Below are 14,442 nucleotides of genomic sequence, written 5' to 3'. Positions count from 1 at the left end.
CTGAGGTCGAGATTCATTGTCGAGCGCTTTTGCCGCTAGGCGCCCGACGCCGAGAACCCGGAGCGGACGCGGTTGTCCGTGAGGATTTCGAGGTGGCGGGCAACAACGCGGCGGATGCGCGCAGTCATGAATAACAACCCTAGATGGCGGAACCCATCTGGAAAATAGGCAAATACATCGACACCACCAGCCCACCGACCAGCGTTCCCAACACCACCAGAATGAACGGCTCCATCAATGACGTCAGCGCATCGACCTGGTTGTCGACCTCTTCCTCGTAGAACTCCGCCACCTTGTCGAGCATGGTATCCAGTTCGCCGGCCTCCTCGCCGATGCTGACCATCTGGATGGCCATCACGGGGAAGATTTTTGTCCGGCGCATGGCAAAGTTGAGCTGCTGGCCGGTACCGACGTCTTCGCGAATACTGGCGATCGCACGCTGGTGGACCTGGTTACCGGTTGCCCCTGCGGCGGTCTCGAGCGCTTCGACCAGCGGGATGCCGGCATTGAACGTCGTCGCCAACGTACGCGAGAAGCGCGCGATCGAACTCTTGTCGACGATATTGCCGATCACCGGCAGCTTGAGTGCCAATTGATGAACGCGATAGGTGAAGGCAGGAGAGCGTTTCATCACCTGGCGTAGGCCGAAAATGACCAGCGCTACTGCCAGAATCGCCTGCCACCAATAAGCCTGGGTCAGTTCGGAGAGATGCACGGTGAACTGGGTGAACGCCGGCAGTTCGGCACCGAAACCGTTGAACAGACTCTGGAACTGAGGAACGACTTTGACCAGCAGCAGGGCGGTCACCCCCAGACCTACGAGAACCACCGCAGTCGGGTAGTAGAGCGCTTTCTTGACCCGGCTCTTGAGCGTCTCGACCTTCTCGCGATAACTGGCGACACGCTCGAGCATCTTGTCCAGGGCGCCGGCCTGTTCGCCGGCCGCCACCATGTTGACGAACATGCGATCAAATCGCGAAGGATGCTTGGCCAACGCTTCCGAGAAGCTGGAGCCGGCGCTGATATCGTTGGCCAACGTCTCGACCAGATTGCGCATGGCCGGGTTCTTGAGGGTTTCGGCCACGACCTTGCAGCCTTGCAGCAGCGGAACGCCGGCGCGGATCATGGTCGCCAGCTGACGCGAGAACAGCGTGATGTCCTTTGACTTGATCCGGCCCAGACCGAACATTCCGGTCTTGCGGGTGATGCGCTTGACGATGATCTTCTGGCGCGTCAGCTCACTGCGGACCTCTCCGATATCGCTGGCAATGAGTTCGCCTGAGACGGCTTCCCCACGCAGATTCTTTCCACGCCACTGCCAGCGGTGCATCACCACTCGCTTTGGCGATTTGGAGGGCTTCAACGATTTGGCTGACTTGAGCGTGGTCGCCATGATTGCGTTCCTGACAGTGAATCGACGGAAAAAGTGGAAACCCGACCTGCGACGAGCGCGTTCGTCGTCAGTCGGTGCTGTTAGTCGGTGCCTTTAGTCTGTCGTTACGCGGTTGATCTCCTCGAGGCTGGTCAGGCCCTGGAGCACCTTGTCGATCCCGCTCTGCCGCAACCCCGGGAAGCCGGCATTACGCGCCGCACGGGCCAGTTCCAGAGCGTGACTATCGGTCATGATCAGTTGGCTCATGGCGTCGTCCACCGCCACGACCTCATAGATCCCGATGCGCCCCTTGTAGCCCAGCGTGCAGTGATCGCAGCCCACGGCGCGGTAAAGGGTGGCACTTGCCAGCAGCTCCGATGAGACGCCTTCCCCCCGCAGTACATCCAAGGGGACTTCCGCCGGGGCCTTGCAGCGCGGACAAAGCAGGCGCGCCAGGCGCTGGGCGATGATCAGCGACACCGAGCTTGCGATATTGAAGCTCGCGACGCCCATGTTGCGAAGGCGCGTCAGCGTCTCGGCGGCGGAATTGGTATGCAGGGTCGACAGCACCAGGTGACCGGTCTGCGCTGCCTTGACTGCGATTTCGGCGGTCTCCAGATCGCGGATCTCGCCGACCATCACCACGTCCGGATCCTGGCGCAGGAAGGCACGCAGCGCGCTGGCGAAATCGAGGCCGATACGCGGCTGCACGTTGACCTGATTGACGCCGGGAACCTTGAGTTCCACCGGGTCCTCGGCCGTCGAGATGTTGCGCTCCTCGGTATTGAGCAGATTGATGCCGGTGTAGAGCGTCACCGTCTTGCCGCTGCCAGTGGGGCCGGTGGCCAGAATCATGCCCTGGGGTTCGGCCAGCGCGGCCTCGAATAGACGGCGCTGATCCGGCGCAAAGCCCAGCGCATCGATACCGAAACTGGCGGTCCGGGCATCCAGCAGACGCAGCACGATCTTCTCGCCGAACACGGTCGGCAGCGTGTTGACGCGGAAATCGATGGCACGCTGGGCATCCAGGCGAATCTTCATCGCGCCATCCTGCGGCAGGCGTCGTTCGGAGATATCCAGCCGCGCCATGACCTTGAGGCGGGCCGCCAGACGGGTGCGCAGGTTGAGCGGCGGGCGGGCGATCTCGATCAGCATTCCGTCGATGCGAAAGCGAATCCGGTAGCTGGCTTCATAGGGTTCGAAGTGGATGTCCGACGCGCCGCGATGAATGGCGTCGCGCAGAATCTTGTTGACGAAGCGCACCACCGGTTCGTCGTCTTCCCCGCCCTTGTCGAAAGCAGCGGCCTCGCTCGCCAGGTCGGCCTCGCTGGTATCCAGCGTCAGCGATTCGCTGGCTTCTCCCAACGCTTCCAGCATGCCGGAGGTCTCGTGGTGCTGGTAGCGCTTGGCCAGCGCCCGTTCCAACTGATCGAACGGCACCAGTACGCCCTCGATCGCCAGACCGGTGGTGAACTGCAGCTCGTCCAGGCTCGCTAGCGTCGCGGGGAAGGCGATCGCCACGGTGAGGCGGCGATCGTCGCGAGCCAACGGCAGTACCTGGAAGCGTCGAATGACCTTGTCCGCCACCGGTTCGATGATCGGCAACTTGTCCCAGTCGACGTGCTTCAGGTCCATGAACGGCAGGCCATATTCGCGCGCTGCCAGGATGCCGGCCTCACGCGCATCGACCCGGCCTTCGCGAATCAGGAATTCCAGCAACGTCAGCTGTTTGCTGGCTGCTTCGTGAAATGCCTGTTCGCATGCCTCCGCGCTGATCAACTGCTGCTCGATAAAGCGCTGGGCGAGACTGCTCTGCGCGCGCGATGCGATGGCGTCCGGCATGGAATTGGGTGTCCCAGTGTAGCGGTGGAGTCGCAGGCAAATGGTCTGAAAGCGGGCCAACAACGACCCGAATGGCTAGTCGAATATCGTGTTCGGATAGCTTAGCTATCGGCGAAGACCATTTTTTCTTTAAGTATTCTTCGCAATCGGCCGATAAAGCGACTGATGTGTCATCAAAGGTAATTTTGTGTATCTGTGCGTGTGCGGATTTCAAGTGTCTCGGGCGGGTTCAGCGGGGCGCGATGAACTTGAACAAGGCAGGCGGGCAGAACGCAAAATTCGGGGGCGCACGGCGGGGAATGACGAAGGGATCACGCCGAGCGGTTCGACAATTGGCTTAACGATCGATTCAGCGATCGATCCAACAAACAGCAAGGCAGGGAACCACGATGCAGCAATCACGAAAGAATATGTCACGCCGGCAGGGCGGTTTCACCCTGATCGAACTCATGATCGTTGTCGCGATCATCGGCATCCTCGCCGCCATCGCGATTCCGCAGTATCAGAACTATGTGGCGAGGTCTCAGGTGGCGTCTGGTCTGGCGACTCTGAAAGGCTTACAAACGCCCGCTGAGTTATATATTCAAGAGAACGGACAGCTTGCGACTGACTTAAGCGACTTAGGCCTCGATTCGACGGACTACACAGGTATTATCACCGCTACTTCTGGTACAAGGGAAAACGGCGTGCTTGAGGGAGCGGCACTAACCTATACATTCCAAGATGGCCCTTATGGCACTGCCAACGACACTATGACTCTGACTCGCAGTGGCAGTGGGGGCTGGACTTGTGCAACATCTATAGATGCCGGTGATCCTGCGGTTCCTGATAGCTGTGAAGGAACTACGACAACGCCTTGAATAGTCGGGGCCGGCGTCTGCCGGCCCCTATTTGTTCAAAGAATCGTAGGCTTCAATAAAGCGCCTTCTCTTCCCCCACAACTTCCCGCAACACCTCCAGAAACAGCCGGTCCGCTTCCGAGTGCTCGGCCGGGTCTTCCGGAATATGCACGCTGGTGGTATCCGAAATTTCGTTGGCGATGGTCGCCCAGGCCGCGGCGTCGTTGCTGCCGTCGGAGTGGCGCTTGGCGATGGTCAGCGAGTTCTCGAGAATGCCGGGTTCCTGCAGCAGTTTCTTGATGAAGGCGCGAAGCTCCTGAATGACGCGGGTCTTCTGCATTTCCGAAGCGGAACTCATGGGGTTTTCCTCTCGTGCTTGGCGGGTCATGTTCGGCAGTGCTGATTGGCGCCACCATAGCATATCTCGCTGCGGGCCCAGAGCGGATCCGGTCCGTAGCTTTCGGCGGCTTTGTGCCGCCAGTCTCGGGCAAGGCATATCGATAACAAATGGTGTCCGGGTCGTGTCTTGCGCGTCGGGATGGCCTATTATCGCTGCGGTTTATTCGGCTTGTCGCAGTGATGGCGGCCGAGCGGTAACGGGATCAGGAGGAAGTCTTGCAAGACGCCAAGCCAATTTTCAAGATTCTGGCGCTGCTGTTGATCGTATTGGCGCTGTTCATGGTGCCGCCGGTGATCATGCTGGGGTTGGAGAACGACCCTGATCTGTGGGCGTTTCTCAAGTCGATGGGGTTGGTGGCCGGCGTTTCGACGACGCTGCTGATCTGGACCTGGCGCACGCCGGTGGAGTTGAAGACGCGCCACATGTTCATCCTGACCACGTCGAGCTGGGCGGTGATCAGCGCCTTCGCCAGCCTGCCGCTGGTGCTGGGTGCGCCGCAACTGTCGTTCACCGATGCGGTATTCGAGTCGGTATCGGCGATCACCACCACCGGTTCCACCGTGCTCTCCGGGATCGAGAATCTGTCGGATGGGTTGAAGCTTTGGCGCGGGCTGATGCAGTGGCTGGGCGGCATCGGGATCATCGTGATGGCGATCGCGATCCTGCCGTTCCTGAAGGTCGGCGGCATGCGGCTGTTCCAGACCGAATCCTCCGACTGGTCGGACAAGGTGCTGCCGCGGGCCGGCGGTATCGCCAAGGCGTCGACCATCATCTATCTCGGCTTTACGCTGGCGGCGATCCTGAGCTACCGGCTGGCGGGCATGGGCACGCTGGACGCCGTCGTGCATGCCATGAGTTCGGTGTCCACCGGCGGTTTCGCCAACTATGACGCGTCTTTCGGTATCTACCACGATAACCCGCTGATCTTGTGGCTGGGCTGTCTGTTCATGCTCGGCGGCGCACTGCCGTTCGTGCTCTATATTCGCCTGCTGCGAGATAGCCGGGGTGCGCTGTGGCAGGACCAGCAGGTGCGAGGGCTGGTCGGGCTGCTGCTTCTGGTGATCACGGCGCTGACGCTCTATCGGGTGCTGGCTTTCTCCGATGCGCCTTTCCAGGCATTGACGGATGTCGCCTTCAACGTGATCTCGGTGGTGACGACTACGGGCTACGCCAGCGCGGATTACACCCAGTGGGGGCCGCTGGCCGTCACGACGTTCTTCTTCATCACGTTCATCGGTGGTTGCAGCGGTTCGACCAGTGGCGGCATGAAGATTTTCCGCTTTCAGATCGGCGGTCTGCTGCTGGCCAACCAACTGCGCTACCTGGTGCATCCCAGCGGCGTATTCGCCCAGCGTTACAACGGCCGGCCGCTTAACGACGAGGTGGTGCGGGCCGTCATCGCCTTCTCGTTCTTCTTCTTCCTCACCGTGGCGGTACTGTCACTGGCACTGGCGGCGCTGGGGCTCGATATGGTCACCGCGATTACCGGCGCGGCCACGGCGCTGGCCAATGTTGGCCCGGGGCTGGGGGAGACGATCGGCCCTGCCGGCAACTTCGCCTCGCTTCCGGATGCCGCCAAGTGGCTGCTCTCCATCGGCATGCTAATGGGGCGTCTCGAAATCCTGACCGTGCTGGTGTTGATGACGCCGTTCTTCTGGCGCAAGTGACATCTGTCATCGTCACGAACGTTTTTCATCGCCCCGAGCGTTCGCTCGGTGGCGCCAATGTTTTTTCATTGGCATCGAGGTTCTTCGGTCGCCACTTATCGAGCGCCCATAAAAAAACCGCCATCGCGAGGCGATGGCGGCGGGAGACGGTATGCTCGAGGTCGACCGGGCGTCAGGCGTCCTGAGGGCGCGCCTTACCGGCCCGGTTCAGAATCGGATTGGCGTATTGCAGCAGCCACCAGGGACGCAGCGTCTCGGGGACCTTGGCCAGTTGCGCCTGGAAGCGCTCGCGGTCTTCCGGGGTCACGCCGGTCAAATCGACCAGTTCGGGCGCCAGTCCGGTCTCCGCCAGCGCGAGCTGGTGGCTGGGGAAAGTCGAGTAGTTTTCCAGTACCTGGCGGTCGATCTCTTCGGCGACCTGGTCGGCGTTGTCGAAGTCTCCGGGGAGCGGCGTACCGAACTTGAGCTTGACGCGGCCCTTGTCGCCGGTGATGCCGGCAACGATCGAAAAGATGTCCTCGAACTCGACCTTTTCGTAGGCGCCGTCGGTTTCCTTGGCGTGCAGCTCGCGTGCCTTGTTGATCGCGCATGGATCGTACTCGTAGCTGATCGAGACCGGTACGATCTTGAGTTCGCGTACGGCGCTGCCGATCTCGCTGTCGCCTTCTTCCAGCCGACGGGCAATGCACAGCATCTTGACGATGGCGCTGTCGGTGCGATCGATGCCGTTCTTGGCTCGGCCTTCACGCTGGGCCAGCCACACCGAGTGGTTGTCATCGGTGATCGAATGTCGGATATAGCCCGAGAGCGACTGGTATGCCGCCAGCATCGCGCGTTTTCCCTTGACCGATCGCGGTACGATGAAGCTCTTGTTGAGCCGCATCAGATCGGTGACGAAAGGTTTCTGCAGCAGGTTGTCACCGATGGCGATGCGCACGGTGTCGTGGCCTTCGCTATACAGTGCGTAATTGACGAAGGCCGGATCCATGGCGATATCGCGATGATTGCCGATGAACAGATAGGCCTGATCCGAGGCCAGTCGATCGAGACCCTCGACCGTAAAGCCGCGAGTGGTGTGGCTGATCATGTGCGCCATGTAGTCGGCGATTCGCAACTGGAGGTCGCGCACGGTCTTGACGCCACGCATCTCGCGCTGTAGCCGAAAACTCGCCAGCGCCCGCGCCAGCGGCGGGGCGAAGCGCGCCAACCGAGGCAGACGGAAGCGGGTGATCGCATCCAGCAGCTCGCTGTCATGCGCCAGTCGGGCCAGTACGGCCTCGACTTCTTCGTCATGATAGGGGCGGATATCGGCGAAGCGATCGAGATCGATCGCCGCCTCGGCGCTATGTGTGTTGCCGGTCGCGGGACGATCGTCGGTTGCGGCGCTGTTGTTGTTCACAGGGCGATCGTCGGGCGCGGTGCTGTTGTGGGTATCGGAACGGGGCGTCATGGTGTCGGCGCTGCCGGGTCGGCTTCACCGCCCAGCCATTCGATGAGTTGGTCGACGAAAGTGGAAAGCGTCTGCGACATCAGCGCGAAGTCCGTCTCCAGACTCACGATCGGATCGTCGCCATTGTCGTTCTGGCTGGCTTCGTCCAGCAGCGCGTCGTCGAACTGCAGCGACTTGAGCGCCAGATCGTCGTGCAGCATGACGCGGAGCTGACCTTCGCTACCCAGGCTCAGTTGGCTCGCCTGACGCCCGTTCTCGAGCAGCGACTGGATCTCTTCGCTGTCCAGATCGACCTTGCGTGCGCGGAGCACGCCGTCGTCCTCGGCGGCACGTAACTCGACCTGATCGCCCAGCAACAGGTTTTCGGGGCGGCTACTCGGATCGCTCAGCCACTGGGTCATGCCGCGCGCCGGCGGCGTCTTGGTCGCCAGCGGGGTGACCTTGAGCGAGCCCAACGACTGACGCAGCAGATCGAGCACCTCTTCGGCGCGCTTGCGGCTGGAGGCGTTGATGCCAATCAGGCGATTGCGAGTGTCCCACCACAGTTCGACCCGCTGCGTGCGAGTGAAAGCCTGCGGCAGCAGCTCCTCCATCACCTGCTCCTTGAGCAGTTGACGTTCGCGCCGCGACAGCGGCTGGCCCTCGGCCTGCTCGCGCTCCTCGCTGCGTTCGTTGACTTCGTCGTTGATCACCGCTGCCGGCAGCAGGCGCTCCTGGCGCAGCATCGACAACAGCCGATGGCCCTGGATTTCGTGTGCGCGCTGTTCACTGCGACGGCCGGCCGGCGCGCTCCAGCCGACCCGACGCGCCTCGCGTGGCGAGACGGGGCGAAATGCGAATTCTGCCAATGCGGTTTCCAGATCCTCTAACGAGAGAATCTCGACGTCATGGCAGCGATACAGATGACAATGCTTGAACCACATGCGCCAGTTCCGTTTGAAAGGAGGCATATTATGGCGAAATGACCCAGCTGTTACCACCGAGGTGGACCTTTGATATTTGCGCGCCAGTTTCAAACGAGCGTATGTTTTTGGGCTCTGAACTTGCAACTGAGCCGAGGGGTTCCATGGATTCACGCATTACCGTCACCCAGGTCCGCGTTCGCGGTTTTCATCTCGACGGCTACGGCCACGTCAATCATGCCCGCTACCTGGAATTTCTCGAGGAGGGCCGTTGGGCCTACGTCGATGCCCATCCCGAGTTCGCTGACGGGCTGGCGAAAGGCGTGGCACTGGTCGCGGTCAACCTCAATATCGACTACCGCCGTGCCGCGGTGATGAACGACGATCTCGAGGTCGAGACGTGCCTCACCCGGATCGGTGGGCGCAGTGGTATCGTCGGTCATCGGATTACCCACGTCGGCAGCGGCGAATTGGTGGTGGCGGCCTCGCTGGTATTCGTGCTGCTCGATCAACAGAGCGGTCAGGTGATCCCGATGACGGGCGAATGGGCAGAGCGTTTGGGGCCGTTGGTAGTGGCGACACCCGAAGCGACATAGAAAACCCGGTCAAAGCGCGTCAACGCCTGCCTTTGGAGCCCCTGAAATGGTATGATCCCGTGATTGTGCGGCTGAGCCTCTCAGTCGCCTTGCCGGGGCTTTATTAACGCTGCCACGGCCGGACTCCGGTCGTGGCAGCGGTGCAAAGGATTTGACGACCCATGGGTGATATCGCCAGAGAAATTCTGCCAGTCAACATCGAAGATGAGCTCAAGCAGTCCTACCTGGACTATGCGATGAGCGTCATCATCGGGCGGGCACTGCCTGACGTCCGCGATGGCTTGAAGCCGGTCCACCGGCGTGTGCTTTACGCCATGCACGAACTCGGCAACGACTGGAACAAGGCCTACAAGAAATCGGCGCGCGTGGTCGGCGATGTAATCGGTAAATATCATCCCCACGGCGACAGTGCGGTCTACGACACCATCGTACGTATGGCCCAGCACTTCTCGATGCGTCACGTGCTGATCGACGGTCAGGGCAACTTCGGTTCCATCGATGGCGACAACGCCGCCGCGATGCGTTACACCGAGGTGCGCATGTCGCGCCTGTCCCATGAGCTACTCGCCGATCTCGAGAAGGACACCGTCGACTGGGTCGACAACTACGACGGCACCGAGCGGATTCCCGAGGTGCTGCCGACCAGGGTGCCGAACCTGCTGATCAACGGCGCCTCCGGCATCGCGGTCGGCATGGCGACCAACATTCCGCCGCACAACATGGTCGAAGTGATCAACGGCTGTCTGGCGCTGATCGAGGATTACACCCTGACGGTCGACGACCTGATGGAGTACATTCCCGGTCCCGATTTCCCCACCGCCGGCATCATCAATGGCCGCGCGGGTATCCTCGAGGCGTATCGCACGGGGCGCGGGCGCATTTACGTGCGAGCCAAGCACACCGTCGAATTCGACAAGAAGAGCGGTCGTGACCACATCGTCATTACCGAGCTGCCTTATCAGGTCAACAAGGCCCGGCTGATCGAGAAGATCGCCGAGCTGGTGAAAGAGAAGCGGGTCGAGGGCATCGCCGAACTGCGCGACGAGTCCGACAAGGACGGGCTGCGCGTGGTGATCGAGATCAAGCGCGGCGAGTCCGGCGACGTCGTCGTCAACAACCTGTTCGCACATACCCAGCTCGAGAACGTGTTCGGGATCAACATCGTCGCGCTCGACGATGGCCAGCCCAAGACGCTCAATCTCAAGCAGCTGCTCGAAGCCTTCGTGCGTCACCGGCGTGAAGTCGTCACCCGCCGGACGCTCTATGAGCTGCGCAAGGCCCGCGAGCGAGGCCACCTCCTCGAAGGTCTGACGGTCGCGATCTCCAACATCGATGAAGTGATCGAGCTGATCAAGGCCTCGCCCAACGCCGCCGAGGCCAAGGAAAAGCTGCTGGGCCGCGATTGGCAGCCGGGGCAGGTGACCGGCATGCTCGAGCGAGCAGGTGCCACGTCGTGCAAGCCGGAGGATCTCGAAGAGGGCTACGGCCTGACCGACGACAGCGCAATGTATCGGCTCTCCCCGGCGCAGGCTCAGGCGATTCTGGAGCTGCGGCTGCACCGTCTGACCGGGTTGGAGACCGAGAAGCTGCTCGACGAGTACCTGAGCATTCTCGAGAAAATCGCCGAACTCAATCATATTCTGGCCTCGCCGGATCGGCTGCTCGAGGTCATCCGCGAGGAGCTGGAGGCGGTCCGCGATCAGTACGGCAACGAGCGCCGGACGGAGATCCACACCAGCCGTCTCGACCTCTCCATGGAAGACCTGATCGCCGAAGAAGACATGGTGGTCACGCTTTCGCGTGGCGGTTACGCCAAGACTCAGCCGATCACCGACTATCAGGCACAGAAGCGCGGTGGCCGCGGCAAGTCGGCGACCAGCATGAAGGACGAGGACGTCATCGAACATCTGGTGGTCGCCTCGACCCACGACACCATGCTGCTGTTCTCCAGTCGCGGCAAGGTGTACTGGCTCAAGACCTACGAGATGCCCAACGCCAGCCGCGGTTCGCGCGGCAAGCCGCTGGTCAATCTGCTGCCGCTGGACGCCGACGAGTCGATCAGCGCGATCCTGCCGGTGCGTGAGTATCGCGCGGACAGCTACATCTTCTTTGCCACGGCGAACGGCACGGTCAAGCGGACCTCGCTGGATCAGTTCTCTCGCCCCCGTAGCGTCGGTCTGATCGCCATCGATATCGACGAAGGGGATCGCTTGATCGGCGCCGCGATCACCTCGGGCTCGGATCACGCGATGATGCTCTCTTCCAATGGCAAAGCGATCCGGTTCGAGGAGGGCAACGTGCGCGCGATGGGCCGTACTGCACGCGGCGTGCGCGGCATGCGTCTGCTCGGTGGCGCCGAGGTGATCAGTCTGATCATCCCGCAGAGCCAGACCATCGATGCCAATGCCGACGCCGAGGCTGACAGTCAGCCGGACGTCGCCGAAGGCGAGAGCAACGGTGTCAACGACGAGCAGATCTACATTCTGACCGGCTCTGAGAACGGTTACGGCAAGCGTACCCGGCTCGAGGAATTCCCGATTCGCGGCCGCGGGGGCCAAGGCGTGATCGCGATGCAGACCACGGCGCGCAACGGTGCGCTGGTGGCGGCGATGCAGGTGCGCTCGAGCGACGAGATGATGCTGATCACCGATCGCGGCACGCTGGTCCGCACACGTGTCGCCGAAGTCTCGATCAGCTCGCGTAATACCCAGGGTGTCACGCTGATCCGAACGGGTGACGATGAGCATTTGGTCAAGACCGTGCGCGTCGACGAGCCTCAGGAAGACGAACTGATCGAGGGTGACGTGGTCGATGGCGAAGCCGTTGAGGGTGACGCGGTCGACTCGGGCGCCGATGCGGATTCGGTTGCTGACGACGGCGCTGCCGATGGCGTCGGTAGTGGTGAAACGAGCGGCAGCGAATCGACTGATGGTGAGTCGGACGACGACTGAGGAAATCGCGCCTCTGGCCATTTTGCCCGGGGTGCGAGCATGGCCGTTTTTTCAGGCGGGTTCTCAGCCGTTGATGCGTTTTGGACAAACTTCAGGAACCCAGGCAATGAAACGTCTGCATAATTTCTGCGCGGGCCCGGCGGCGATGCCGACCGCCGTTCTGGAACGCGCTCGTGAAGAGCTGCTCGACTATCGCGGGCAGGGGGCGTCGGTGATGGAGATGAGTCATCGCAGCCCGACGTTCGAGGCGATTGCCGCCCAGGCCGAGCAGGACTTTCGCGATCTACTGTCGATCCCCGATAACTATCGCGTGCTGTTCATGCAGGGCGGCGCGACGATGCAGTTCGCCTGCGTTCCGCTCAATCTGCTGGGTCTGGGTGGTACACCCAATTACCTGGATACCGGCATCTGGTCCGGCAAGGCGATCAAGGAAGCCGAGCATCTGAATCTCGCGAATAAGCATCTGAGCATCGCGAATGAGCATCTCGCGGGTTCTCACATTGCCGGATCGACCCGGGGCAACGGTTACGTTCACGTACCGCGACCAGACGAGATCGCGCTCTCCGGCGACGCGGCGTATCTGCATTACTGTCATAACGAGACCATCGGTGGTCTGGCTTACGACTACGTTCCCCAAGTCGGCGGGGCGAATGGTGAGGTGCCGCTGGTCTGCGACATGTCGTCTTCCATTCTGTCGACGCCGTTGGATGTCAGTCGTTATGGCGTGATCTACGCCGGCGCGCAGAAAAATATTGGCCCCGCGGGTATCACCGTGGTCATCGTGCGCGACGATCTGCTCGAGCGCGCCTTGCCGCAGACGCCTTCGCTGCTGGGCTGGAAGGTCTATGCCGACAACGACTCGATGATCAACACGCCGCCGACCTACGCCTGGTATCTGGCTGGACTGGTGTTTCAGTGGCTCAAGCACGACATCGGCGGCCTGGCGGAGATGGAGGCGATCAACCGACGCAAATGCGAGGCGCTCTATACCGCGATCGATACCAGCGATTTCTACGCCAACCCGATCGAACCGGTCAACCGCTCGATCATGAACGTACCGTTCACGCTGGCGGACGAGTCGTTGAATTCCGTTTTTCTGAGCGAAGCCGAGTCGGCAGGACTTCTCAATCTGAAGGGGCATCGTAGCGTCGGCGGGATGCGTGCGAGCCTCTACAATGCGGTCAGTGAGGCCGACGTTCAGGCGCTGCTAACCTTCATGCAGGACTTCGAGCGCCGTCGCGGCTGAACACAGCGTTACCCAACGCCCTGGATACAGTTAATCAGGATATGGGCATCAGGATATGATCATCAGGATAATGTCATGAGTGACTCCTCGAATTCGCCGCTGGACCTTGCTGCTCTGCGGCAACGCATCGATACCATCGACAGCGAGCTGCTGCGCTTGATCAGCGAGCGCGCCGATTGTGCTCAGCAGGTCGCCCACGTCAAGACGGCCGACGATCCGGACGCCGTGTTCTATCGCCCCGAGCGCGAGGCCCAGGTGCTGCGCCGAGTGATGGAGGACAATCCCGGGCCGCTTCATGGCGAGGAGATGGCACGGCTGTTTCGCGAGATCATGTCGGCCTGCCTGGCGCTGGAAAAACCGATCAAGGTCGCGTATCTCGGCCCGGAAGGGACGTTTACCCAGCAGGCGGCGCTCAAGCACTTCGGTCATAGTGCGATCAGTCTGCCGATGGCGGCGATCGACGAGGTCTTTCGCGAGGTCGAGGCGGGCGCGGTCAACTACGGCGTGGTGCCGGTCGAGAACTCTACCGAAGGCGTAGTCAACAACACGCTGGACTCCTTCATGGATTCCGGCCTGCACATCAGTGGCGAGGTGGTGCTGCGAATCCATCAACATCTGTTGATATCCAGCGTCACCCGCCAGGACAAGATCTCGCGGATCTACTCGCATCCGCAGTCCTTCGCCCAGTGCCGCAAGTGGCTGGACGCGCATTATCCGCACGCCGAGCGTATCGCGGTGTCGTCCAACGCCGAAGCCGCGAGACTGGTCAAGACCGAATGGCACAGTGCGGCGATCGCAGGCGACATGGCGGCTCAGCTCTATGGGCTCGACCATGTTGCCGAGAAGATCGAGGACCGCCCGGACAACTCCACGCGCTTTCTGATCATCGGTAACGAGTTGGTGCCGCCCTCGGGTACCGACAAGACCACGGTGGTGGTCGCCATGCGTAACGAGCCCGGCGTGCTTCATGATCTACTCGAGCCGTTCCATCGTCATCGTGTCGACATGACGCGGCTGGAGACGCGGCCGTCTCGAACCGGTGCATGGAACTACGTGTTCTTCATCGACTTCAAGGGCCATCTCGATCAGCCCGAGATCGCCAGCGTGCTGGATGAAGTTCGCCGTCGCGCTCAGGACATGAAAGTGCTCGGCTCCTATCCGGTGGGTGTGCTTTAAG

At 61.4% G+C, this 14,442-nt stretch carries 11 protein-coding genes; 6 read left to right on the top strand and 5 right to left on the bottom strand.

Features of this window, described 5'->3' with window-relative positions; genetic code table 11:
* Positions 1–139: 139 nt before the first annotated feature.
* On the bottom strand, positions 140–1,393 hold the full coding sequence (locus tag DOM27_RS05615) for a type II secretion system F family protein (protein WP_110655087.1): 1,254 nt from the start codon (positions 1,391–1,393) through the stop codon (positions 140–142).
* 93 nt (positions 1,394–1,486) lie between these two features.
* Positions 1,487–3,214 carry a type IV-A pilus assembly ATPase PilB gene (gene pilB / locus DOM27_RS05610; protein ID WP_110655086.1) on the bottom strand — a complete coding sequence of 576 codons (1,728 nt, stop codon included), beginning with the start codon at positions 3,212–3,214 and terminating at the stop codon, positions 1,487–1,489.
* Positions 3,215–3,603: 389 nt separating this feature from the next.
* Between pilB and DOM27_RS05605 the strand changes: the two genes are divergently transcribed.
* A complete protein-coding gene (locus tag DOM27_RS05605; RefSeq protein ID WP_223162297.1) occupies positions 3,604–4,074 on the top strand; it encodes a pilin in 471 nt (156 codons plus the stop codon).
* 52 nt (positions 4,075–4,126) lie between these two features.
* Here the strand turns inward: DOM27_RS05605 and DOM27_RS05600 are convergent, their stop codons facing one another.
* Positions 4,127–4,411, bottom strand: coding sequence for a hypothetical protein (locus DOM27_RS05600; protein ID WP_110655084.1), 285 nt, complete (start codon positions 4,409–4,411; stop codon positions 4,127–4,129).
* Positions 4,412–4,668: 257 nt separating this feature from the next.
* On the opposite strand from DOM27_RS05600, the gene DOM27_RS05595 reads away from it, so the two are divergent.
* Entirely contained in the window at positions 4,669–6,120 is a 1,452-nt protein-coding gene (locus tag DOM27_RS05595) for a TrkH family potassium uptake protein (RefSeq protein WP_245392603.1), read from the top strand.
* Positions 6,121–6,292: 172 nt separating this feature from the next.
* Here DOM27_RS05595 and DOM27_RS05590 read toward each other — a convergent pair whose 3' ends face one another.
* Positions 6,293–7,570 carry a 1-acyl-sn-glycerol-3-phosphate acyltransferase gene (locus DOM27_RS05590; RefSeq protein ID WP_110655083.1) on the bottom strand — a complete coding sequence of 426 codons (1,278 nt, stop codon included), beginning with the start codon at positions 7,568–7,570 and terminating at the stop codon, positions 6,293–6,295.
* Positions 7,567–8,493 carry a recombination-associated protein RdgC gene (locus tag DOM27_RS05585; protein WP_110655082.1) on the bottom strand — a complete coding sequence of 309 codons (927 nt, stop codon included), beginning with the start codon at positions 8,491–8,493 and terminating at the stop codon, positions 7,567–7,569. Before DOM27_RS05585 ends, DOM27_RS05590 begins: the two co-directional genes overlap by 4 nt.
* A gap of 143 nt (positions 8,494–8,636) precedes the next feature.
* On the opposite strand from DOM27_RS05585, the gene DOM27_RS05580 reads away from it, so the two are divergent.
* From DOM27_RS05580 to pheA, 4 genes are all read left to right on the top strand, one after another.
* Positions 8,637–9,068: an acyl-CoA thioesterase gene (locus DOM27_RS05580; RefSeq protein ID WP_110655081.1), complete on the top strand. Its 432-nt coding sequence runs from the start codon at positions 8,637–8,639 to the stop codon at positions 9,066–9,068.
* Between the two features lie 161 nt (positions 9,069–9,229).
* Positions 9,230–12,019 carry a DNA gyrase subunit A gene (gene gyrA, locus DOM27_RS05575; RefSeq protein WP_110655080.1) on the top strand — a complete coding sequence of 930 codons (2,790 nt, stop codon included), beginning with the start codon at positions 9,230–9,232 and terminating at the stop codon, positions 12,017–12,019.
* A gap of 106 nt (positions 12,020–12,125) precedes the next feature.
* The gene (serC, locus tag DOM27_RS05570; protein WP_110655079.1) at positions 12,126–13,265 is read left to right on the top strand and encodes a 3-phosphoserine/phosphohydroxythreonine transaminase; all 1,140 of its coding nucleotides are present in this window, start codon (positions 12,126–12,128) and stop codon (positions 13,263–13,265) included.
* A gap of 75 nt (positions 13,266–13,340) precedes the next feature.
* Positions 13,341–14,441: a prephenate dehydratase gene (gene pheA, locus DOM27_RS05565; protein ID WP_110655078.1), complete on the top strand. Its 1,101-nt coding sequence runs from the start codon at positions 13,341–13,343 to the stop codon at positions 14,439–14,441.
* The last annotated feature ends 1 nt before the right edge of the window (position 14,442 follow it).

The organism is Salinicola halimionae (assembly GCF_003206065.1).
In the GTDB taxonomy this organism is placed as follows: Bacteria; Pseudomonadota; Gammaproteobacteria; order Pseudomonadales; family Halomonadaceae; genus Salinicola; species Salinicola halimionae.
Note: the sequence above shows the minus strand (reverse complement) of the source record. Positions and strands in the feature narration are given on the sequence as shown.